The 22,266-nt window shown below is 68.8% G+C and carries 21 protein-coding genes; 18 read left to right on the forward strand and 3 right to left on the reverse strand.

The window, feature by feature from the left end:
* Positions 1 to 225: 225 nt before the first annotated feature.
* On the forward strand, positions 226 to 801 hold the full coding sequence (locus tag AWZ10_RS23295; RefSeq protein WP_046707733.1) for a hypothetical protein: 576 nt from the start codon (positions 226 to 228) through the stop codon (positions 799 to 801).
* 89 nt (positions 802 to 890) lie between these two features.
* Here AWZ10_RS23295 and AWZ10_RS23300 read toward each other — a convergent pair whose 3' ends face one another.
* Positions 891 to 1,196, reverse strand: coding sequence for a ferredoxin (locus AWZ10_RS23300; RefSeq protein ID WP_046707734.1), 306 nt, complete (start codon positions 1,194 to 1,196; stop codon positions 891 to 893).
* A 245-nt stretch (positions 1,197 to 1,441) separates the two neighbouring features.
* On the opposite strand from AWZ10_RS23300, the gene arc reads away from it, so the two are divergent.
* The 6 genes from arc (at position 1,442) to prcA (ending at position 7,603) form a co-directional block, all read left to right on the forward strand.
* On the forward strand, positions 1,442 to 3,208 hold the full coding sequence (gene arc, locus AWZ10_RS23305) for a proteasome ATPase (RefSeq protein WP_046707750.1): 1,767 nt from the start codon (positions 1,442 to 1,444) through the stop codon (positions 3,206 to 3,208).
* 234 nt (positions 3,209 to 3,442) lie between these two features.
* Complete coding sequence (dop, locus tag AWZ10_RS23310) at positions 3,443 to 4,954, forward strand: depupylase/deamidase Dop (RefSeq protein WP_341846093.1); 1,512 nt, start codon at positions 3,443 to 3,445, stop codon at positions 4,952 to 4,954.
* A 189-nt stretch (positions 4,955 to 5,143) separates the two neighbouring features.
* Positions 5,144 to 5,359 carry a ubiquitin-like protein Pup gene (locus AWZ10_RS23315; RefSeq protein WP_045557092.1) on the forward strand — a complete coding sequence of 72 codons (216 nt, stop codon included), beginning with the start codon at positions 5,144 to 5,146 and terminating at the stop codon, positions 5,357 to 5,359.
* Positions 5,360 to 5,764: 405 nt separating this feature from the next.
* A complete protein-coding gene (locus AWZ10_RS55770; RefSeq protein WP_408992031.1) occupies positions 5,765 to 5,998 on the forward strand; it encodes an endonuclease VII domain-containing protein in 234 nt (77 codons plus the stop codon).
* The gene (prcB, locus tag AWZ10_RS23320) at positions 5,950 to 6,795 is read left to right on the forward strand and encodes a proteasome subunit beta (RefSeq protein WP_046707737.1); all 846 of its coding nucleotides are present in this window, start codon (positions 5,950 to 5,952) and stop codon (positions 6,793 to 6,795) included. Before AWZ10_RS55770 ends, prcB begins: the two co-directional genes overlap by 49 nt.
* Positions 6,796 to 6,862: 67 nt before the next feature.
* Positions 6,863 to 7,603, forward strand: a complete 741-nt coding sequence (gene prcA, locus AWZ10_RS23325; protein ID WP_046707738.1) for a proteasome subunit alpha — start codon at positions 6,863 to 6,865, stop codon at positions 7,601 to 7,603.
* Positions 7,604 to 7,756: 153 nt separating this feature from the next.
* Here prcA and AWZ10_RS23330 read toward each other — a convergent pair whose 3' ends face one another.
* A complete protein-coding gene (locus AWZ10_RS23330) occupies positions 7,757 to 8,770 on the reverse strand; it encodes a LacI family DNA-binding transcriptional regulator (protein WP_046707739.1) in 1,014 nt (337 codons plus the stop codon).
* Between the two features lie 108 nt (positions 8,771 to 8,878).
* On the opposite strand from AWZ10_RS23330, the gene AWZ10_RS23335 reads away from it, so the two are divergent.
* The 11 genes from AWZ10_RS23335 to AWZ10_RS23385 all read left to right on the forward strand — a co-directional run bounded on the left by AWZ10_RS23335 (position 8,879) and on the right by AWZ10_RS23385 (position 20,564).
* The gene (locus AWZ10_RS23335; RefSeq protein ID WP_060891969.1) at positions 8,879 to 10,138 is read left to right on the forward strand and encodes an MFS transporter; all 1,260 of its coding nucleotides are present in this window, start codon (positions 8,879 to 8,881) and stop codon (positions 10,136 to 10,138) included.
* A gap of 9 nt (positions 10,139 to 10,147) precedes the next feature.
* On the forward strand, positions 10,148 to 11,509 hold the full coding sequence (gene pafA, locus AWZ10_RS23340) for a Pup--protein ligase (protein WP_037701799.1): 1,362 nt from the start codon (positions 10,148 to 10,150) through the stop codon (positions 11,507 to 11,509).
* Between the two features lie 130 nt (positions 11,510 to 11,639).
* Positions 11,640 to 12,632, forward strand: coding sequence for an FKBP-type peptidyl-prolyl cis-trans isomerase (locus tag AWZ10_RS23345; RefSeq protein ID WP_046707741.1), 993 nt, complete (start codon positions 11,640 to 11,642; stop codon positions 12,630 to 12,632).
* A gap of 61 nt (positions 12,633 to 12,693) precedes the next feature.
* Positions 12,694 to 13,065, forward strand: coding sequence for an FKBP-type peptidyl-prolyl cis-trans isomerase (locus tag AWZ10_RS23350; RefSeq protein ID WP_046707742.1), 372 nt, complete (start codon positions 12,694 to 12,696; stop codon positions 13,063 to 13,065).
* Positions 13,066 to 13,215: 150 nt separating this feature from the next.
* A complete protein-coding gene (locus tag AWZ10_RS23355) occupies positions 13,216 to 14,193 on the forward strand; it encodes a helix-turn-helix transcriptional regulator (RefSeq protein ID WP_046707743.1) in 978 nt (325 codons plus the stop codon).
* A gap of 14 nt (positions 14,194 to 14,207) precedes the next feature.
* A complete protein-coding gene (locus tag AWZ10_RS23360; RefSeq protein WP_107084625.1) occupies positions 14,208 to 15,206 on the forward strand; it encodes a helix-turn-helix transcriptional regulator in 999 nt (332 codons plus the stop codon).
* 160 nt (positions 15,207 to 15,366) lie between these two features.
* Positions 15,367 to 15,666, forward strand: coding sequence for a hypothetical protein (locus tag AWZ10_RS23365; protein WP_234361241.1), 300 nt, complete (start codon positions 15,367 to 15,369; stop codon positions 15,664 to 15,666).
* 165 nt (positions 15,667 to 15,831) lie between these two features.
* The gene (locus AWZ10_RS23370; RefSeq protein ID WP_060891970.1) at positions 15,832 to 16,026 is read left to right on the forward strand and encodes a hypothetical protein; all 195 of its coding nucleotides are present in this window, start codon (positions 15,832 to 15,834) and stop codon (positions 16,024 to 16,026) included.
* Positions 16,027 to 16,284: 258 nt separating this feature from the next.
* A complete protein-coding gene (gene tatA, locus AWZ10_RS23375) occupies positions 16,285 to 16,572 on the forward strand; it encodes a Sec-independent protein translocase subunit TatA (RefSeq protein ID WP_060891971.1) in 288 nt (95 codons plus the stop codon).
* Positions 16,573 to 16,622: 50 nt separating this feature from the next.
* Positions 16,623 to 17,579 carry a twin-arginine translocase subunit TatC gene (gene tatC / locus AWZ10_RS23380; RefSeq protein WP_060891972.1) on the forward strand — a complete coding sequence of 319 codons (957 nt, stop codon included), beginning with the start codon at positions 16,623 to 16,625 and terminating at the stop codon, positions 17,577 to 17,579.
* 135 nt (positions 17,580 to 17,714) lie between these two features.
* Positions 17,715 to 20,564, forward strand: coding sequence for a DEAD/DEAH box helicase (locus AWZ10_RS23385; protein WP_060891973.1), 2,850 nt, complete (start codon positions 17,715 to 17,717; stop codon positions 20,562 to 20,564).
* Between the two features lie 448 nt (positions 20,565 to 21,012).
* Here AWZ10_RS23385 and AWZ10_RS23390 read toward each other — a convergent pair.
* Positions 21,013 to 22,266 (reverse strand): amidase family protein (locus tag AWZ10_RS23390; protein WP_060891974.1); only part of this gene is annotated, 1,254 nt, incomplete at its 5' end.

The following is a 22,266-nucleotide window of genomic DNA, read 5'->3' on the forward strand; positions in this document are numbered from 1 at the left end:
ACGCCGCCCACCCCGGCGTCGCGGGCCGCCCACCCGCCGCGTACAACGCGCCCCTGACGTCGCCGACTTCCCGACAGCGCCCGGGAACTGGGCCACGGCGCTCTCCCGTTGACGCGCCACCAGAAGGCTGCGGGAACCACGTACCCCGCCGTTCCACCCCCACTGTGACGTGTGGCACCATGCGGGTCATCCCAACCGGCACAGCACCCTCAGGAGACGCTCCTAGTGCAGCAATCCGCCGTCCCGGAACTGGCACACACGCACACCCGCCCCATCCACTGGCTCGCCACGGCCACCGCCCTCGCCGGGGTCGTCGCCCTGTCGTCCGCCCTCCAACCCGATGCGGCGAGAGCGGCCCAGCCCGTCCCGAAGGCCAACCCGGCCCCGGCCGTCGTGGCGGCCCCCGACCCCGCCGAGGTCGACCTCCCGCTCGACTGCGGGACCGCCGGCGTCGTCGTGAAGAAGAAGGGCTCCGGGGACCTCGACGGAGACGGCCGCCCCGAAACCGTGGCCGTCGTGCACTGCGACGCCAGCATGGGCACCCCGCCCGACGGCGTGTACGTCCTCACCCGCTCCACCGACGCCGCACGGCCCCGGGTCGTCGCCACCCTCGTGAACCCGAAGAACCGCAAGAGCGTCTCCGACTTCGCCGTCCATGACGCCGTCGTCACCGCGACCCTGCACGGCTACTCGTCGGCCGACGTACCCAACTGCTGCCCCGACGTCACGGACCGTGTCAAGTGGCAGTGGAAGAACGGGGCGTTCGTACGCTCGACGCCCGCCGGAGCGCAAAACGTCTGACACCGCCCACCCCGGGCGAACGGGAAGTGATCACCCGGCAAACCCGGTGTGAGAAAGCAGACACAGGTCCACGCGGAGCACCCGACAGGTCACTCCGCGTCAGGTCCGAAGACCTCGACCCTGTCCGAAACGCGACGTACATGGATGCACTCGCCCGGACACTCCTTCGCCGAGTCCACGACATCCGTGAGAAGCGGCAGCGGAACGGGCGTTGTGGCCCCCGGGGCCTGCAGCAACTCGTCGCCCGAACCCTTCACGTACGCCAGCCCGTCGATGTCCAGCTCGAACACCTCGGGCGCGTACTGGACACAGATGCCGTCACCGGTGCAGAGATCCTGGTCGATCCAGACCTCGAGCGGCCCACCCTCGGCCCCGGCCTCCTGCTGCACGGTCATGTCTCCTGCCGTCTAGATCGTCGAGCCGGTCGGGAACGATGCGGGCTCTGACGGGTGTTGAACACTTCGACCCTACCTGGGGCGGCTTCCCAATCATGTTCTGTGGGTATTCCCCTGGCGTGAGGGAGAGCGCAAGGGTGAAGATCGGACACACCCCGACCGTCTTTGTGATCTAGGGGTTTCAATCGACACCCACCCAGGTAGGGTCTGGAAGCGTCCAGCTCCCCTTGGAGGAGGTGAGGACCGTGGCAGCCCACGACGACGACATGAACCGCGGCATCCGCCCGGGACGAGGGTCCGACGACCCTGCCGGGCAGATTGCCTATCTTGAGCAGGAGATCGCCGTCCTGCGACGTAAGCTCGCCGACTCTCCGCGACACACGAGGATTCTCGAAGAGCGGATCGTCGAGCTGCAGACCAATCTGGCCGGCGTGTCCGCACAGAACGAGCGGCTCGCCAACACACTCCGTGAGGCCCGCGACCAGATCGTGGCCCTCAAGGAGGAAGTCGACCGGCTCGCACAGCCACCGGCCGGCTTCGGTGTCTTCCTCACGGCGAACGAGGACGGCACGGCCGACATCTTCACCGGAGGCCGAAAGCTCCGGGTGAACGTCAGCCCCAGCGTCGACCTGGAAGAGCTCCGGCGCGGCCAGGAAGTAATGCTCAACGAAGCGCTCAACGTGGTCGAGGCCATGGAGTACGAGAGCGTCGGCGACATCGTCACCCTCAAGGAGATCCTCGAGGACGGCGAGCGCGCCCTCGTACAGGGGCACACCGACGAGGAACGGGTGGTACGGCTCGCCGAGCCGCTGCTGGACATCACCATCCGCCCCGGCGACGCCCTCCTGCTCGAACCCCGCTCCGGCTACGTCTATGAAGTCGTGCCCAAGAGCGAGGTCGAGGAACTCGTCCTCGAAGAGGTCCCGGACATCGGCTACGAGCAGATCGGTGGCCTCGGCAACCAGATCGAGATGATCCGCGACGCCGTCGAGCTCCCCTACCTCTACCCGGACCTGTTCAAGGAGCACGAACTCCGCCCACCGAAGGGCGTCCTCCTCTACGGACCCCCCGGATGCGGCAAGACGCTCATCGCCAAGGCCGTGGCCAACTCACTGGCCAAAAAAGTCGCCGAGGTCACCGGACAGGCCACCGGCAAGAGCTTCTTCCTCAACATCAAGGGCCCCGAACTCCTCAACAAGTACGTCGGCGAGACCGAGCGGCAGATCCGCCTCGTCTTCCAGCGTGCCAGGGAAAAGGCCAGCGAGGGCACACCCGTCATCGTCTTCTTCGACGAGATGGAATCCCTCTTCCGCACCCGCGGATCAGGCGTCAGCTCGGACGTGGAGAACACCATCGTCCCCCAGCTGCTCGCCGAGATCGACGGCGTGGAAGGCCTGCAGAACGTCGTGGTCATCGGCGCCTCCAACCGCGAGGACATGATCGACCCCGCCATCCTGCGCCCCGGCCGGCTCGACGTGAAGATCAAGATCGAGCGTCCGGACGCCGAATCGGCGAAGGACATCTTCCAGAAGTACCTCACCGAGCGTCTGCCGCTGCACGCGGACGACCTCGGCGAACACAGCGGCTCCAGGTCCGGCACCGTCCAGAGCATGATCCAGACGGCAGTGGAACACATGTACGCCGAAACCGAGGAAAACCGCTTCCTGGAAGTCACCTACGCCAACGGAGACAAGGAAGTCCTCTACTTCAAGGACTTCAACTCCGGCGCCATGATCGAGAACATCGTCGGCCGCGCCAAGAAAATGGCGATCAAGGACTTCCTCGACAAGAACCAGAAGGGCCTCCGCGTCTCCCACCTCCTCCAGGCCTGCGTGGACGAGTTCAAGGAGAACGAGGACCTGCCCAACACCACCAACCCGGACGACTGGGCCCGAATCTCCGGAAAGAAGGGCGAACGGATCGTCTACATCCGTACGCTGATCACCGGAAAGCAGGGCTCCGACACCGGACGCTCCATCGACACGGTGGCGAACACCGGACAGTACCTGTAAAACACAGGGCGGCTGCGGGTGCCCTCAGTGGGTACCCGCAGCCGACTGTTTTTCGGGCAACGGCCGGAGCAAGGCAATGACGCAAATGATCTCCCCACCAGCGCAGAGCCGTTCTAGGCTCTTCCGTACCGCCGAGTCGCGCAGTGCGGGGACGGGCACCGCACACGCACCGGAGCGCCAGCGGTACTTGAGCAGCGTCCCCGACCGAGGACGCCGCCGGGCAAGGAGGGCCGCATGACCGTACGGCGAGTAATGGGCATCGAGACGGAGTACGGGATCTCCGTCCCCGGCCACCCCAATGCCAATGCCATGCTCACCTCGTCCCAGATCGTCAACGCCTACGCCGCGGCGATGCACCGGGCCCGCCGGGCCCGCTGGGACTTCGAGGAGGAGAACCCGCTGCGGGACGCGCGAGGCTTCGACCTCGCCCGCGACTCCGCCGACTCCAGCCAGCTCACCGACGAGGACATCGGCCTCGCCAACGTCATCCTCACCAACGGAGCACGGCTCTACGTCGACCACGCCCACCCCGAATACAGCGCCCCCGAGGTCACCAATCCCCTCGACGCCGTCCTGTGGGACAAGGCCGGCGAACGCATCATGGCCGAAGCCGCCGAACGCGCCGCCCAGCTCCCCGGCGCCCAGCCGATCCACCTCTACAAGAACAACACCGACAACAAGGGCGCCTCCTACGGCACGCACGAGAACTACCTGATGAAGCGGGAGACCGCCTTCTCGGACATCGTGCGCCACCTCACGCCGTTCTTCGTCTCCCGCCAGGTCTTCGCCGGCGCCGGCCGCGTCGGCATCGGCCAGGACGGCCACGAACACGGCTTCCAGCTCAGCCAGCGCGCCGACTACTTCGAGGTCGAGGTCGGCCTGGAGACCACCCTCAAGCGCCCCATCATCAACACCCGGGACGAACCCCACGCGGACGCGGAGAAGTACCGCCGCCTCCACGTGATCATCGGCGACGCGAACCTCTCGGAGATCTCCACCTATCTGAAGCTCGGCACGACGGCCCTGGTGCTGTCGATGATCGAGGACGGCTTCATCGCCGTCGACCTGGCCGTCGACCAGCCCGTACGCACCCTGCACCAGGTCTCGCACGACCCGACCCTGCAACGCCTCGTCACCCTCCGCAGCGGGCGCACCCTGACCGCCGTGCAGCTGCAGATGGAGTACTACGAGCTGTCGCGCAAGTACGTGGAGGAGCGGTTCGGGGCGGACGCGGACGACCAGACGAAGGACGTCCTGAGCAGGTGGGAGGACACGCTCAACCGGCTCGAGAATGACCCGATGAGCCTTTCCGGCGAGCTGGACTGGGTTGCCAAGCGGGAACTCATGGAGGGCTACCGGCGCCGCGACGACCTCGACTGGGACGCCGCCCGGCTCCACCTCGTGGACCTTCAGTACGCCGACGTACGCGCCGAGAAGGGCCTCTACAACCGTCTCGCGGCCCGCGGCAAGATGAAGCGCCTCCTGGACGAGACGGACGTCGACCGGGCCCGCACGAAGCCGCCGGAGGACACCCGGGCGTACTTCCGCGGCCGCTGTCTGGAGCAGTACGCGGACGACGTCGCGGCGGCCTCCTGGGACTCGGTGATCTTCGATCTCCCGGGCCGGGATTCGCTCCAGCGCGTCCCAACCCTCGAACCGCTTCGCGGAACGCGAAATCACGTCAAGGAGCTCCTGGACCGCTGCCGCACGGCAGAAGACCTGGTCAGGGTACTGTCCGGCCGCTGAACCGGGCTGTGATCCGATTCCGCCGGACAGGGTGGAAACAGCGGCGTCCGGGAATCATCGAGGTGGCCCCCGGACGTTGTGGAAACAACGGGGCCAATGTCAGACCCGGCTTGTAGGGTCTGATCATGACCGATCGGCAGGAAAGCCGACCTGTCGACCATGTCGGGCGAACTGAGCGGGGTGAGGGTTATGGCGACCAAGGACACCGGCGGCGGCCAGCAGAAGGCGACCCGTTCCACCGAGGAGACCGAGGCGGCGCCGGAGGCGCAGGCATCGGAGGACCTCAAGGAACGACAGGAGAAGCTGAGCGACGACGTGGACTCGGTTCTGGACGAAATCGATGATGTACTCGAGGAGAACGCAGAGGATTTCGTGAGGTCATTTGTGCAAAAAGGCGGGCAGTAGGGGTCCATTTTCCTTCGAATCGAAGGTGAGTGTAGGTCTAGGGTAGTGGCCGAGGAATCGGGGGCAAGGCGCTGTTCGCGGTGCAATGAGTCCAAGCCGCGCGGCGCCTTTGCGAAGAACAAGTCCATGCCTGATGGCCTCCAGGCGTATTGCCGGGAGTGCTCAGCCGAGTACTACCGGCAGCGCCAGGAGGCCAAAGGGAAAGCGGTACGCGCCAAGGTGCATGCCCCGTCAGGGCACAAGCGCTGTCCGGATTGCGGCGAAGTCAAGCCCCACACGGTGTGGGAGCGGAACAAGGCTTCCTCAGACGGCTGGGCGAGCTACTGCCGAGAGTGCCGTGCGGAACGGAATCGCGTCAGCTACTTCAAGCGCAAGTACGGCCTCACGCCAGTGGAGTTGGACGCCATGGTCGCGGCACAGCAAGGCATCTGTTGCATATGTCTTGCTGCTCCCGCCGTGCATGTGGATCACTGCCACGAGACGGGTAGGGTCCGAGGCGTACTGTGCTTCAGCTGTAACGCGGCGCTGGGGCAGTTCAAGGATCGGCCCGACGTCATAAGGCGGGCTGCGACATACGTGGAAGGAAACGCGTGGAAGCCAACACTCGTAGCACCGGGCGTCTACCAGCTGCCTTCCTGACGCCTGGGTCGTCGTCCTTCATGGACTTCCTGTCGGACCATCAGCCGGAGATGCTTCCCGGCAAGCGGCAGCTGCCGCCGGTCCAGGGCGTCATCGAGGCCCCGCACGGCACGACGATCGTGGCCGTGTCGTTCCCCGGTGGTGTGGTGCTCGCCGGTGACCGCCGGGCCACGATGGGGAACATGATCGCGCAGCGGGACATCGAGAAGGTGTTCCCGGCGGACGAGTACTCGGCGGTGGGGATCGCCGGCACGGCCGGTCTGGCCGTGGAGATGGTGAAGCTGTTCCAGCTGGAGCTGGAGCACTTCGAGAAGGTCGAAGGCGCCCAGCTCTCCTTGGAGGGCAAGGCCAACCGTCTGTCGACCATGATCCGTTCCAACCTGGGCATGGCCATGCAGGGCCTGGCCGTCGTCCCGCTCTTCGCCGGTTTCGACGTCGACCGGAACAAGGGCCGCATCTTCTCCTACGACGTGACGGGTGGTCGCTCCGAGGAGAGCGGCTACGCGGCCACCGGTTCCGGCTCGATCTTCGCGCGCGGCGCGATGAAGAAGCTCTTCCGTGCCGACCTCACCGAGGACGAGGCCACGACCCTCGTGATCCAGGCCCTCTACGACGCGGCAGACGACGACTCGGCCACCGGTGGCCCCGATGTCGCCCGCCGGATCTACCCCATCGTCACCGTGATCACCGAGGACGGCTTCCGCCGGCTCACCGACGAGGAGTCCTCCGAGATCGCCCGCTCGATCCTGGAGCGGCGTCTGGAGCAGCCCGACGGCCCGCGCGCCGCGCTGCTCTAGCCGGTCCGGTCGACGGCCCTCTTATCAAGGTGATCCAGTGACTTCGACAGAAAGGGACGGATAGCCGGTGTCGACGCCGTTCTATGTCTCACCCCAGCAGGCGATGGCCGACCGGGCGGAGTACGCCCGCAAGGGCATCGCCCGTGGCCGCAGCCTGGTCGTGCTGCAGTATGCCGACGGCATTGTGTTCGTCGGCGAGAACCCGTCCCGTGCGCTGCACAAGTTCAGCGAGATCTACGACCGGATCGGCTTCGCGGCCGCCGGTAAGTACAACGAGTACGAGAACCTGCGGATCGGTGGGGTGCGCTACGCCGACCTCCGTGGTTACACCTACGACCGTGACGACGTGACCGCTCGTGGTCTCGCCAACGTCTACGCCCAGACGCTGGGCACGATCTTCTCCTCGGCGGCCGAGAAGCCGTACGAGGTGGAGCTGGTCGTGGCCGAGGTGGGGGAGACCCCCGAGGGCGATCAGATCTATCGGCTGCCGCACGACGGTTCGATCGTGGACGAGCACGGCTCGGTCGCGGTCGGTGGTAACGCCGAGCAGATCAGCACGTATCTGGACCAGCGCCATGAGGACGGTATGTCTTTGGCGGAGGCCCTGAAGCTCGCCGTGCAGGCCCTGTCCCGCGACACCAATGGCACCGAGCGGGAGATTCCCGCCGAGCGTCTGGAGGTCGCCGTCCTCGACCGTACCCGCCCTCAGAAGCGCAAGTTCAAGCGCATCGTGGGTCGCCAGCTGGGCCGCCTGTTGGAGATCGACGGTGCCGCGACGGAGGCCGAGAGCGCCGACGAGGACGAGTAGTACCGGCGTTTTCGGAAACGCCCCGCCCGTAGTGCGCCCCGGCCGGCACAGGCCGGGGCGCGCGGCGTTCTGAGGCGGCACTGGAGTGCCCCTGATGGTGGCGCGGGGAACTGCGTGAGCGGCCACGGTCGTCCCGCGGTCGGGCGGCCCTCGTCAGGGCCCTGGTGGTGCCGTGGACGCCCGCACCACCAACTCCACGGGAATGTCCCCCTCCGCGGGCGTGCGGCCCTCCAGGACGGCCAGCAGCGCTTCCATGCCCCGTTCCCCGAACAGCTCGGAGTCCAGCCGTACGGTCGTCAGCTCGGGGTCGAGGGCGGTGGCGAGGGCCAGGTCGTCGAGTCCGGTCACGGAGACGTCCTCCGGTACCCGCAGGCCGAGCCGTCGCGCGGCCTTGTAGGCGCCGGCGGCCAGTTTGTCGTCGTCGCAGACGACCGCGGTGGGCCGGTTCCCGGGTCCGTTCAGCGCGCCTTCCGCGGCGGCCAGTGCCCCGTCGATGGAGATCGGTGCGGCGGCCGTGCGCAGGGACGTGCCGGGTGTCGAGCCGATCCGGGCCGTCAGTTCGCGGGCGCGGACGTCGAAGGTCCAGGAGGGGATGTCGGCGGCCAGGTGCAGGAAGTGGCGGTGTCCGAGCGCGAGCAGGTGTTCGGCGACCTGTCGTACGCCGTCGCGGATGTCGAGGTTGACGGTGGCGGCGCCCAGGCTGCCTTCGGGGTCGCTGTCCAGCATCACCAGGGGCAGTTGGTCGCCCCGGATCGCGGTCAGGGCGTCCGCGGCCATGGATGAGGCGATCACGCCGTCGAGGGCGGCCTGGGCGGAGGCGAAGGGGTCGCGGGCGGGGCCGACGCCTTCGGGGGAGGGGTACAGGACCACTCCGAAGCCGTGGCGCGCGGCGACGCGGGCGGCGCCTGTGTAGACGCCCGCGAAGAACTCGGTGGTCAGGGCGGGGACGACGAGCAGGACGGTCCGGGTGTGGCCGAGGCGGAGGTTGCGGGCGGCGAGGTTGGGCCGGTAGCCCAGTTCGCGCGCGGCTTCGCGTACGCGTTCGGCCGTGGTCTCGGAGACGCGGCCGCGCCATTTGTCGCCGAGGACCAGGGAGACGGCGGCCTGGGAGACGCCGGCGGCCTGGGCGACGTCACGGCTCGTGGGCCGTGTACTACCTCGTGCCACTGTCGGCCTGCTCCCTCGTCTGGACTCGTGGACAGGGCACATGGTACGTATGACGGCGGACGTTATACGTAACACTTCGCTCGTCGAGAGCGCATCGAGAGGCAGGACATGGCCGCCGGATATCTCGAGATCCTCAGGACACGGCACGCCGCTCGGCTGCTCGCCGGAACGCTGGTGGGCAGGTTGCCGAACGCCACCGCCGCGATCGCGATCGTGCTCTTCGTCCGCGCGGAGGGCGGCACCTACAGTCTGGCGGGCGCGCTGGCCGCCGTGTACGGCGTCGCCAACGCGGTGGGGCAGCCGCTGCTGGGGCGGCTCGTGGACCTCCACGGGCAGCCGCGTGTGCAGTTGCCGGCGGCTGTCGTCGCCGCCCTCGCCATGTCCGTCTTCGCCCTCTCGGGGCTGGATCCGCTGCCGGTGGCGTACCTCGCGATGGCGGTCGCCGGGCTGTTCACGCCGCCTCTGGAGGGAGGGCTGCGGGCCCTGTGGTCCTCCGTCCTGCACAAGGAGGGGCAGGTGCACACGGCGTACGCGATGGACGCGGTGGCGCAGGAGGTCATGTTCACCGTGGGGCCGCTGCTGGTGACCCTGTGCGTGGCGCTGTGGTCGGCGTCGGCCGCGCTCGTCGTGCTCAGTGTCATCGGGGTGCTCGGCGCTCTGTGGGTGGTCGTCTCGCCGCCGTCGCGGGCCTGGCGTTCCGCTCCGCGTGAGGCCCACTGGCTGGGCGCGCTGCGCTCGCCGGGGCTGCTGGCGCTGCTCGGCGCGTTCCTCTTCGTCGGTGTCGCGCTCGGCTCGATCACCGTCGCCGCCGTCTCCTACGCGGACGACAACGGTGGGGACGCCGTCTACGGCTGGCTGATGGCGGGCGTCGGGCTGGGGGCGCTCGTGGGCGGCACGGTGTACGGCGCGCGGCAGTGGAGTGGTGCGCCGGAGCGTCGTCTGCAGGTGCTGGTGGCGCTTCTGGCGGTCTGTTACGTGCCGTTGACGCTGATGCCCGGTCCGGTGGGCATGACGGGGCTGACGGCGCTCGCGGGTGTGTTCCTGGCGCCGGCCATCGCCTGTGTGTTCGTCCTTGTCGACAGGCACGCGCCACGGGGCACGGTCACGGAGGCGTTCTCCTGGATCGTGACGACGTTCACCGTGGGCCAGTCGGCCGGAACGGCGGTCGCGGGGCCGGTCGTCGAGTGGGGCGGGACGCTGTGGGGGTTCGTGGTGCCGGGTGCCGCGGGGGCCGTGTCGTTGCTGGTTCTGCTGGCGACGGGGAGGGTTCTCGCTGTTCCTTCTGAGGGTGCGGTGGTTGCGGTCTCATCGGAAAATGATCCAAACCGTGCTGCCGAACCCCGTTTCAGCTCGGTGGATCGGGCGTAATGTTCAGTCATGGACCGCCGCATTTTCGGGCTGGAGAACGAGTACGGCGTCACGTGCACGTTCAGGGGACAGCGCCGTCTGTCTCCTGACGAGGTGGCGCGGTACCTCTTCCGCCGTGTCGTGTCATGGGGCCGCAGCAGCAATGTGTTTCTGCGGAACGGGGCCCGCCTCTATCTCGACGTGGGCTCACATCCGGAATACGCGACACCCGAATGTGACAACGTGACCGAACTCGTCACTCATGACAAGGCCGGCGAGCGCATTCTCGAAGGACTGCTGGTCGACGCCGAACGCCGCCTGCACGAGGAGGGAATCGCGGGCGACGTCTACCTCTTCAAGAACAACACGGACTCGGCGGGCAACTCATATGGTTGCCATGAGAACTATCTGGTGGCGCGGCACGGGGAGTTCTCCCGGCTCGCGGACATCCTGATTCCGTTCCTCGTCACCCGGCAGCTGCTGTGTGGTGCGGGCAAGGTGCTGCAGACCCCGCGTGGTGCGGTGTACTGCGTGAGCCAGCGCGCGGAGCACATCTGGGAGGGCGTCAGCTCGGCGACCACCCGCTCCCGGCCGATCATCAACACCCGCGACGAGCCGCATGCGGACGCCGAGCGGTACCGCCGTCTCCACGTCATCGTGGGCGACTCGAACATGTCCGAGACGACCATGCTGCTGAAGGTCGGTGCCACCGACCTGGTGCTGCGCATGATCGAGGCGGGCACGGTCATGCGTGACCTCACCCTGGAGAACCCGATCCGGGCGATCCGTGAGGTCAGCCATGACCTGACCGGCCGTCGCAAGGTGCGGCTGGCCAGTGGCCGTGAGGCCTCCGCGCTGGAGGTGCAGCGCGAGTACTACGAGAAGGCCGTGGACTTCGTCGAGCGCCGCGGCATCCGTACAGGCACCGTCGAGCAGGTCCTGGAGCTGTGGGGCCGCACTCTGGACGCGATCGAGGCGGAGGACCTCGACCGGATCGGTACCGAAATCGACTGGGTGATGAAGTACAAGCTCATCGAGCGGTACCGGGCGAAGCACAACATGACCATGTCGCATCCGCGGGTCGCGCAGATAGACCTCGCATATCACGACATCCACCGTCGTCGTGGCCTCTACTACCTGTTGGAGAGGAAAGGTCAAGCCACCCGTATCTGCAATGACTTGAAGATCTTCGAGGGCAAGTCGGTTCCGCCGCAGACCACTCGGGCGCGGCTGCGCGGGGACTTCATCCGGCGCGCACAGGAACAGCGTCGGGATTTCACGGTCGACTGGGTGCATCTCAAGCTCAACGACCAGGCACAACGCACGGTGTTGTGCAAGGACCCGTTCCGTTCCGTCGACGACCGGGTGGAGAAGCTCATCGCGGGAATGTGAGCAGCGATGTTCCGGAAGTCTTTCCGGAACGCAACGCGGGGCGCCGTACGTTTGCCGTACGGCGCCCTTCTCACGTCGTAGAGTTGCGCGCACGCCATCCGACAAGATCGACCGATACGAGGCCTTCACCGTGCGCCGACGCTCACTCCTCATCGCTGTCCCCGCTGGACTGGTCACGCTCGCCGCCTGTGGTGACGGTGAGTCCGACTCGGCCAAGGCCAGCAGTAGCCCGTCCGCGTCGGCGAGTGGGGCGAAGCCGCCGAAGATCGTGGACGGGCCGTTGCCGGCGATCACGGACGGGGTGAAGTTCGACGAGAAGCCGACCGTGGCGAAGGGCAGTGGTGATCCGTCGAAGGACCTGGCGGTGAAGACGGTCATCGCGGGCAGCGGGCAGACGGTCGCCGAGGGGGACTACATCCAGGCGAACTACCTGGGGCAGATCTGGTCCACGGCGAAGGTCTTCGACAACTCCTACGACCGTAAGACGCCGCTGGTCATCCAGCTCAGCCCGCAGGGCATCATCGACGGTTGGAGGTACGCGCTGACCGGCAAGAAGGCCGGCAGCCGTGTCCAGATGGCCGTGCCGCCGACCTGGGGCTACGGCCCGGACGGCAACTCGAAGGCGGGCATCAAGGGCACCGACACGCTGGTCTTCGTCGTCGACGTGCAGAACACCTTCAACGCCAAGAGTTCGGCGAAGGGCACGAAGGTCGCGCAGGACAACGTGGATCTGCCGAAGGTGGGTACCAACACCGACGGCAAGGCCCCCTCCATCGAGGTGCCGAAGGTCGACCCGCCGACGAAGCTGGTCGCGAACTACATCATCGAGGGCGACGGCCCCGAGGTCGGCGCCGAGGACAGCCTGCTCGTGCAGTACAAGGGCGTCCTCTGGGACACCGGCAAGGAGTTCGACTCCTCGTACAGCCGTGAGGCGCTGAGTTCGTTCGGGTTGACGCAGGTCGTCAAGGGCTGGTCGCAGGGCATGACCGGCAAGAAGGTGGGCAGTCGCCTTCTCATCGTCATCCCGCCGAAGCTGGGTTACGGGGACACGCCGCCCAGTGGCAGCGACATCAAGAAGGACTCCGTGATGGTGTTCACCGTGGACATCCTCGCGAAGATGTGACACCCGGGATGCGAGACTGTCCCGCGTTGCCCAGTACATACACAAGCAGGAGCCTGAAGACGTGAGCATTGAGAAGCCCGAGATCGACTTCCCCGAGGGTGAGCCGCCGGCGGACCTGGAGATCAAGGACATCTGGGAGGGCGACGGCGAGGTGGCCCAGGCGGGCCAGACCGTCACCGTGCACTACGTGGGTGTGTCCTTCTCCACCGGTGAGGAGTTCGACGCCAGCTGGAACCGCGGTGCGCCGTTCCGTTTCCCGCTCGGTGGCGGTCGTGTCATCAAGGGCTGGGACCAGGGCGTGCAGGGCATGAAGGTCGGTGGCCGCCGCCGGCTGACCATCCCGGCGCACCTCGCCTACGGCAACCAGAGCCCGACTCCGGCGATCAAGCCGGGCGAGACGCTGATCTTCGTGGTCGACCTGCTCGGGGTCTGATCTGTCGCATGCCGTGTCGGGGCCGATCGTGCCGCGACCGGTCTCGACTGTCTGGGGTCCATGCCTGTTCGGGCATGGACCCTCGGCTTTTGCCGCGACGCTTCGTAGCGGTACGGTCGTGCCGCGGATACACCCATAGGAAGGGCGTCGATGGCCATTGCCAAGGCCGAGCGGTTGATGAACCTGGCGCTGTGTCTGCTGGGGACGCGCCGGCCGCTCAGCAAGCGTGAGCTGCGGGATTCCATCGAGGCGTATGTCGAGGCCGCCGGGCCGGGAAGCAGCGCAGCCGGTTCGGACGACTCCTTCAACCGCATGTTCGAGCGCGACAAGGACGATCTGCGCGAACTCGGCCTGGTCATCGAGACGGTGGAGAACCTCGAGGGCGAGGTGGGCTATCTGGCCCGCCGCGACAGCAACAGCCTTCCGCCCATCACCCTCGACGCCGAGGAGGCCGCGGCCCTCGGACTCGCCGCGAAGGTCTGGCAGCAGGCCCGCCTCGCCGGAGCCGCGAGCGGCGCTCTGCAGAAACTGCGCGCGGCCGGGCTGCCCGAGGACGTCGATCCGTACGAGGCCCATGGCGCACTGGAGCCGCGTATCCCGGTGCACGAGGCCGCGTTCGAACCGCTGATGCTTGCCTGCCGGGACCGTCGCCCGGTCCTGTTCGAGTACCGCAAGGCCACCGCCGTCCGCCCCGAGCCCCGCCATGTCGAGCCGTGGGCGCTGGAGTGCTGGCGCGGTCACTGGTACCTCGCCGGTTTCGACCGCGACCGGGGTGCCGAGCGGGTCTTCAGGCTCTCCCGGATCACCGGCAAGGTCCGCAGCCGGGGCAGTGCCTTCACCGCCGAGGTGCCGGACGTGGTCACCGTGCGGGAGACGGTCGCGAGCTGGGCGGGGGAGACCGCCGACCGCTCCGCGCTGATCCGCCTGCGTTCCGGCGCCGGCTACCCGCTGCGGGCGAAGGCCTCCGCCGTACGGGAACTCGCAGACGGCTGGGACGAGTTGGAGATTCCGTACGGGCACGGTCTGGATGCCTGGCTGGTGGAGTTCGGGCCCGACGTGGTGGTCCTGGAGCCCGCCGAGCTGCGGGCCGATGTGGTGGACCGGCTGCGTGCCGTGGCCAAGGGTTGAGGGGACGTAAGAACGTGGTGGGAAAACCGGCGCGGCCGGGGAACGCCATCGACCAGACCCGGCGGATGCTCTCCCTGGTGACGTATCTGCGGGAGCGGCCCGGCGCCCGGATCGAGGACGTGGCCCGTGCCTTCGGGATCACCGAGGACGAGCTGGTCTCGGACCTCGATGTGCTGCCCATGTGCGGGACCAGCTTCCGTGGCGGTGATCTGCTCGACATCGACACCGACGGCGAGCGCATCTGGTGGCACAACCCGGCCGCCCTCGGCGCGGAGGCGGCCGAGCCGCTCAGACTCGCCGCCGACGAGGCCACCGCCCTGCTGGTGGCCGCCCGTGCGGTGGCCACGCTGCCCGGACTGCGCGAGAGCGACCGGCAGGCCCTGCTGCGGGCCACCGCCAAGGTCGAGACGGCGGCCGGGGAGGCGGCGGGTGCCAGCGCGCGTCTGTCGGTCACCTTCGAGGCCGAGGGCGGGGTCTTCGCGGACGTCGACCGGGCCATCTCGGAGCGGCGGCGGCTGTGGATCCGCTACTACTCGCCCGCCCGTGACGAGGTCACCGAACGTGAGATCGACCCGATCCGCCTCGTCAGCGTCGGGCACACCTATGTCGAGGCATGGTGCCGCCGCTCCGAGGCCCGCCGTACCTTCCGGCTGGACCGGGTCGCCGAGATCAAGATCCTCGACGAGCCGTCCGCGCCGCCCGAGGTGGAGCTGCGGGACCTGTCGGAGGCGCTGGTGCAGCCCGCCGCCGAGGATCCCGAGGTCGTCGTCGAGGTCGGGCCCGGCGGGCGCTGGGTCGCCGAGTACTACCCGCACGACAGCGCCGAGGAGCTGCCGGACGGCGGGCTGCGCATCAGCCTGCGCACCCCCGACCCCACCTCGTTGCGGCGCCTCGCGCTGCGGCTCGGGCGCGACGGCCGGATCGTCTCCCCGCAGGACCTCGCCGACAGCGCCCGCCGGGCGGCCCGCGAGGCGCTGGCGGCCTATGACGCGACGGGGACGACGAGACCGTGACCACGGAGCCGAGGTCGTGACCACGGAGCCGAGGTCGTGACCACGGCGGCGACACCGTGACGACGGGGTAGGACCGGGACAGGGAGATGCGAGGGCTGTGAGCGGCGGGTCGGTTGTGTCGGGTGTGAAGGCCGGCGTGAAGGCCGGTGTGAAGGCCGGTGTGAAGTCCGGTGTGCAGGAGATCCAGGAGTTCCGGGAGGTGACCGTGGCGGTCGCTTTCGCGGGCATGAAGAAGGCGGTCGACGTCGTGTTCCGAGCCGGCTGCCCCGACTGCCGGGCCAATGTCGAGCTGGGCGCGAGCGCGCTGCGCCTGGCCATCGGCGCCACCAGCAAGACCACCTTCTACTCCTTCACCTGCCCCGAGTGCGGCACCGCCGTCCGCAAGCCGGCCGGTGAGCGGATCGTGGAGCTGCTGACCGGGGGCGGGGTACGGACCCTGCGGCTGCATTCGGCGGGCTAGGGCGAGGCAGGGGCGGGGTGAGCGTCTGCTCCGCGGTCGGGTCGGGGCGGCTCACCTCCGCCGGTGGGCGGGGTGCGTCCGCTCGCGTCGTTCGCCTGTGGGGGTGTGCGTGCCGGGCCCCGCCTCGCTGGCATGAGGTGCCGAGCAGGCTCTAGGGTCGGCGGCATGTTCTGGGCGATGTTCGCGGTGGCTGTGGGTTTCGTGGGGCTTGTCGTGCTCGGGGTGCTCGCCGTGCGGGTCTTTCTGGAGGCCCAGCGGCTGGGCGCACAGGTCACGGAGTCGGCGCGACGGATCAATCGGGCGGCGGAGGACCTGGAGCGGGCGACGGCGAGCGCGGCCCGCTCTGTGGACGCTCTGTGAGTTCCGGTCGAGGCCCCTGTGACTTGGTCGGCGAGTGCGTTTTGCGCCACTTCGCCCTGTCACCTTCTCACCTTTGGCAGGTACGCTGCCTGTCGCGGCACGGCGAACGAGGCCCGGGTCGCGAATCGGGAGTGCGCACAGGGATTGCCTGACGTTTACCCCTGAGCGTTACGATCGCTGCCAGCACGATCGTTCGGACACTTGTCCGACCGGTCGGACAGCCCCCACCCGCCGCCTCGGTGAAGAAGGTAGACAGCTATGGGTAGGCTCGGCCCCACCGAGATCATTCTGATCCTCGTCGTCATCATCCTGCTGTTCGGTGCGAAGAAGCTTCCGGACATGGCGCGCTCGCTGGGCAAGTCCGCCCGCATCCTCAAGAGCGAGGCCAAGGCCATGAAGTCCGACGGCCAGGACGACACCACCGCGGCGGCCGCGCCTCCGCACCCCGGCGGCGAAGCCCCGGCGCAGCGCACCATCCAGGCCGCCCCCGGCGACGTGACCAGCTCCCGCCCGGTCACCGAGCCGACGGACACCACCAAGCGCTGACGCAAGGCCGGACGAGACTTCCGGCCTGCCGCACGAGATGAGGACGTGGGTTGCTCAAGTCTGCCCGCAAAACGGAGAAGGACAAGGATCCCGAGGGGCGGATGCCCCTCGTGGAACACCTTCGCGAGCTCCGCAACCGGCTCGGCAAGGCGATGCTGGCCATCGTGGTGGCCTCGGTGGTGGGTCTGGTCTTCTACCAGGAGATCATCAACTTCCTCACCCGGCCCGTCCAGGAGGCCGTCGGCTGCACGCGGGACTTCACGGAGCTCGCCAAGGAGAGCAGGGGAGCCTGCGGCAACATCACGATGTCGGGTCTGATGGGCCCGTTCACGCTGATGATCAAGGTGTCCCTGACAGCCGGTGTGGTCATCGCCAGCCCGGTCTGGCTCTATCAGCTCTGGGCCTTCATCGCGCCCGGTCTGCACCGGCACGAGAAGCGCTACTCGATGGCGTTCGTGGCCGCGGGCTTCCCCCTCTTCATGGTGGGCGCCTACTTCTCGTACCACGTGCTGCCCGCGGCTGCCGAGGTCCTGCTCGACTTCACTCCTGACAACGCCGTCAACCTGCTGCCCCTGGACGAGCTGCTGGACCTCGTGACCCGCATGGTGATCGTCTTCGGGCTCTCCTTCGAGCTGCCGCTCGTGCTGGTCATGTTGAACATGACCGGCATGGTCACGGGAAAGCGAATGCTGGGCTGGTGGCGCGCCATGATCATGGGTGTCACCGTCTTCGCCGCGTTCGCCACGCCGACCGTCGACCCGGTGTCGATGCTCTCGCTCGCCGCGCCGATCATCGCGCTCTACTTCGTGGCCACCGGGTTCTCCCTGCTGAACGACAAGCGCAGGCGACAGCGCGAGGCGCTGGGCCCCGACGACGACGAGGCCTCCGAGCTGGACCTCACCCCCGAGGACGTCGGAGAGATCGAGAGCGTGTCGGCGAGCCGGGCGCTCCCCGCGCAGGCGGAGTCCGAGCGGGAACGGATCAACGGTTACGACGACGTCACCTGAGCACCGGCCACCGCGCCGTGTGCGTCGACGACGACAGCAGGCCCCACCGAAGGTTCCCGGTGGGGCCCCTGCCGTTCTCGGACTCCCTTTCGGACGGAAGGCGGTCCGGATCTCGACGGTGGCACGATCCGGATAATGATCGTCCTGTTGTCAGTGGGGGCCGGTAGTCTCGAAAGCACGATGACAGAGGACCTCTCACCGGCCGAGCGGTACGCGGCAGCCCGCAAGCGCGCTGCCGAGCAGGCCACCGCTCTCGCCGACTTCCGCGCGATGTACGACTTCGGTCTCGACCCCTTCCAGATCGAGGCCTGCCAGGCGCTGGAGACGGGCAAGGGCGTCCTGGTGGCCGCTCCCACCGGCTCGGGCAAGACGATCGTCGGCGAGTTCGCCGTCCACCTCGCCCTCGCGCAGGGCAAGAAGTGCTTCTACACGACACCCATCAAGGCGCTGTCGAACCAGAAGTACGCCGACCTGTGCCGCCGCTACGGGGCCGACAAGGTCGGCCTGCTCACCGGCGACAACAGCGTCAACTCCGACGCCCCCGTGGTCGTGATGACCACCGAGGTGCTGCGGAACATGCTGTACGCGGGTTCCCAGACGCTTCTCGGCCTCGGGTACGTGGTCATGGACGAGGTGCACTACCTCTCCGACCGCTTCCGGGGCGCCGTCTGGGAAGAGGTGATCATCCACCTGCCCGAGTCGGTCACCCTCGTCTCCCTCTCGGCCACCGTGTCGAACGCGGAGGAGTTCGGCGACTGGCTGGACACCGTGCGCGGCGACACCGATGTGATCGTCTCCGAACACCGGCCCGTGCCGCTGTTCCAGCACGTGCTCGCCGGACGGCGGATGTACGACCTCTTCGAGGAGGGCGAGGGCAACAAGAAGGCCGTCAACCCCGACCTCACGCGCATGGCGCGCATGGAGGCCAGCCGTCCCTCCTACCAGGACCGCCGACGCGGCCGCGCCATGCGCGAGGCCGACCGGGAGCGCGAGCGCAGACAGCGCTCCCGGATCTGGATCCCGAGCCGCCCCGAGGTCATCGAACGGCTCGACTCCGAAGGCCTGTTGCCCGCCATCACCTTCATCTTCAGCCGCGCCGCCTGCGAGGCCGCCGTCCAGCAGTGCCTGTACGCGGGCCTCCGGCTGAACGACGACGACGCCCGGCTCCGGGTCCGCGCCCTGGTCGAGGAGCGCACGGCGTCCATCCCGAACGAGGACCTCCATGTCCTCGGCTACTACGAGTGGTTGGAAGGCCTGGAGCGCGGCATCGCGGCCCACCACGCGGGCATGCTGCCGACGTTCAAGGAGGTCGTCGAGGAACTCTTCGTACGCGGTCTGGTCAAGGCCGTGTTCGCCACGGAGACCCTCGCGCTCGGCATCAACATGCCCGCCCGCTCGGTGGTGTTGGAGAAGCTGGTCAAGTGGAACGGCGAGCAGCACGCCGACATCACGCCGGGTGAGTACACGCAGTTGACGGGGCGCGCCGGCCGGCGCGGCATCGACGTCGAGGGCCATGCGGTGGTGCTGTGGCAGCGTGGCATGAACCCCGACCATCTGGCCGGGCTCGCGGGCACCCGCACGTATCCGCTGCGCTCCAGCTTCAAGCCGTCGTACAACATGGCGGTCAACCTCGTCGAACAGTTCGGCCGGCACCGCTCGCGGGAACTGCTGGAGACGTCCTTCGCGCAGTTCCAGGCCGACAAGTCGGTCGTCGGGATCTCCCGTCAGGTGCAGCGCAACGAGGAGGGGCTGGACGGCTACCAGGAGTCCATGACCTGCCACCTCGGGGACTTCGAGGAGTACGCGCGCCTGCGGCGGGAGCTGAAGGACCGCGAGACCGACCTGGCGAAGCAGGGCGCGGCCCAGCGGCGGGCCGAGGCGGCCGTCGCGCTGGAGAAGCTGAAGCCGGGCGATGTCATCCACGTCCCGACCGGCAAGTACGCGGGTCTGGCGCTCGTGCTGGACCCCGGGCTGCCCGCCGGGCGGTCCAACGGCCACCGTGGGTTCGAGCAGCACGACGGGCCGCGCCCGCTGGTGCTGACCGCCGAGCGGCAGGTCAAGCGGCTGGCGTCCATGGACTTCCCGGTGCCGGTGGAGGCGCTGGAGCGGATGCGGATCCCGAAGTCCTTCAACCCGCGTTCGCCCCAGTCGCGGCGGGATCTGGCGTCGGCACTGCGCACCAAGGCCGGGCACCTCGTGCCCGACCGGAACCGCAAGCGGAGGGCTGCCGCCGCGGACGACCGTGAGATCGCCCGGCTGCGTGCCGAGCTGCGGGCGCATCCGTGCCACGGGTGCAACGACCGTGAGGACCACGCGCGTTGGGCCGAGCGCTACTACCGGCTCAAGCGGGACACCGCACAGCTGGAGCGGCGCATCGAGGGCCGTACCAACACGATCGCGCGGACCTTCGATCGCATCGTCGCCCTGCTGACCGAGCTGGACTACCTGCGGGCCGACGAGGTCACCGAGCACGGGAAGCGGCTCGCGCGGCTCTACGGCGAGCTGGATCTGCTGGCGAGCGAGTGTCTGCGGGCGGGTGTCTGGGAGGGGCTGGGACCTGCCGAGCTTGCCGCGTGTGCATCCGCTCTGGTGTACGAGGCTCGGGCCGCGGACGATGCGATGGCGCCGAAGCTGCCGTCCGGGAACGCCAAGGCCGCTCTGGGGGAGATGGTGCGGATCTGGGGGCGGCTGGACGCGCTGGAGGACGAGTTCCGGATCACGCAGAGTGAAGGGGTGGGGCAGCGGGAGCCCGATCTCGGCTTCGCCTGGGCCGCGTACATGTGGGCCTCGGGGGCGGGGCTCGACGAGGTCCTGCGGGAGGCGGACATGCCGGCGGGGGATTTTGTGCGCTGGTGCAAGCAGGTGATCGATGTGCTGGGGCAGGTCTCGGCGGCGGCGCCGGCCGGGTCGAGCGTGGGGAAGAGTGCGCGTAAGGCTGTGGAGGGGCTGTTGAGGGGGGTTGTGGCCTACTCGTCGGTGGGGTGAGGCTCGCCCGGTGGGGGCGGGCGGGTTGTTTCGGCGGGTGCGGGTGCGGGTGGGGTGTGGCTGGTCGCGCAGTTCCCCGCGTCCCTGAAAGACAACAGCCCTGCCCGCGCGCCCCGATGGCAAGGGCGTGCTCGCGCTTCCGAGGAAGACACGAGCAGTCGGCGGGCGTCCCTGGGGAAGGCGAGAGCCGGCCGATGTCCTCCGGAAGGGTGAGAGTCGGCGGGCTCTCCGAGAAGGACGAGAGGCCGACGCTCCCGCGGGGCCGAGAACCGGCGGGATCCTTCGGGAAGGTGAGTGCTGGCCGATGCCTCGGTAGGACGAGAGGCGGCGGGCGTCTCCGGGAAGCAGGAGTCGGCCTACGCCCCTGAGCGCGTACAAGCCTGCTGCGCTGCCCGGGCTGAGGGGCGCGAGCCTGTCTGAGATCCCTGGTAGGGGCGCGGGCCCTTGCTCAGTGGGACAGGTAGTTCCGCCAGCCGCCGTACTCCGTGATGTCCGGGGCGTCCTGCAAGGCGCCGGGCTCGCAGAGGAAACCCGGGGCCCGGGTGCCGTCGGAGAGTTCGACGCTGCCCAGGGCCATGGGGCGGGGGAGGGTGGTCAGGAGGCGGCCCAGGCCCTCGGGCGGGAGGCGCCAGATCTCGGCCTCGACGGGGGCGCCGCCTTCGCCCACGTGGACCAGGCCCGGCTTCGGCGGGGTCGTGCGGAGCGCGTGGAGGCGGTAGACGGGGGCCGTGGTGGTCGTCTGCTCCAGTTGGGCGCCCAGGGACAGGAGCTGAGGGTTCAGGGGCTGGCCCGAGAGGTGGGCGCCCACGACCGCCAGGCGGGTCTCCGGCTGGAGGAGGGCGGCGACGCGGGCCAGGCGGTCGTCCGTGAAGGCCGGGCCGATCAGCATGACACCGAAGGGGAGGCCGTTCACCTCGCCCGCGGGGACGGCGACGGCCGCCAGGTCGAAGAGGTTCGTGGAGTTGGTGAAACGGCCCAGGCGGGCGTTCGCGCCCAGCGGGTCGGCGGCGACCTCGGCGAGTGTCGGGTGGCCCGGTGCCGTCGGCAGCAACAGGGCGTCCGCGTCGGCCAGTTCGGTGAGGGCGCGGGTGCGCAGGGCTGTGAGCCGGTCCTGGTCGGCGAAGAGCTGGTGGGCCGGGATGTCGCGGGCACGGGTGATGATGCCGGCGACCGTGGGGTCGAGGGAGTCGACGCCGTCCGCGATCGCCTTGTCGACGAAGCTCCCGACCGCCGTGTAGCGCTCGGCCACGAACGCGCCCTGGTAGAGCATGGCCGCGGCCTCGGTGAAGGGAGTGAGGTCGAGGGGACGCACGTCCGCGCCCGCGGCCGTGAGGCGGGTCACCGCCGCCTCGTACGCCTGAGCCCAGCCCTCGTCCAGTTCGCCCAGCTGCTCGCGTGGCGGGACGGCGACGCGCCACGGGCCCGGGGTGCGCTGGGGGAGGGGCGGGAGGGTGCGGTCGGGCGGGGAGGACATGTGGGCGAGGGCCTGTTCGGCCTCCGGGAGGGTGCGGGCGAACACCGTGACGCAGTCGATCGAGGCGCAGGCCGGGACCACGCCGGCCGTGGGGACCAGGCCCCGGGTGGGCTTCAGGCCGACGATGCCGTTGAAGGCGGCGGGGACCCTGCCGGAGCCGGCCGTGTCGGTGCCGAGCGCGAAGTCGACGATGCCGAGCGCCACCGCCACGGCCGAGCCGGAGCTGGA

This window comes from Streptomyces europaeiscabiei, assembly GCF_001550375.1.
In the GTDB taxonomy this organism is placed as follows: Bacteria; Actinomycetota; Actinomycetes; order Streptomycetales; family Streptomycetaceae; genus Streptomyces; species Streptomyces europaeiscabiei.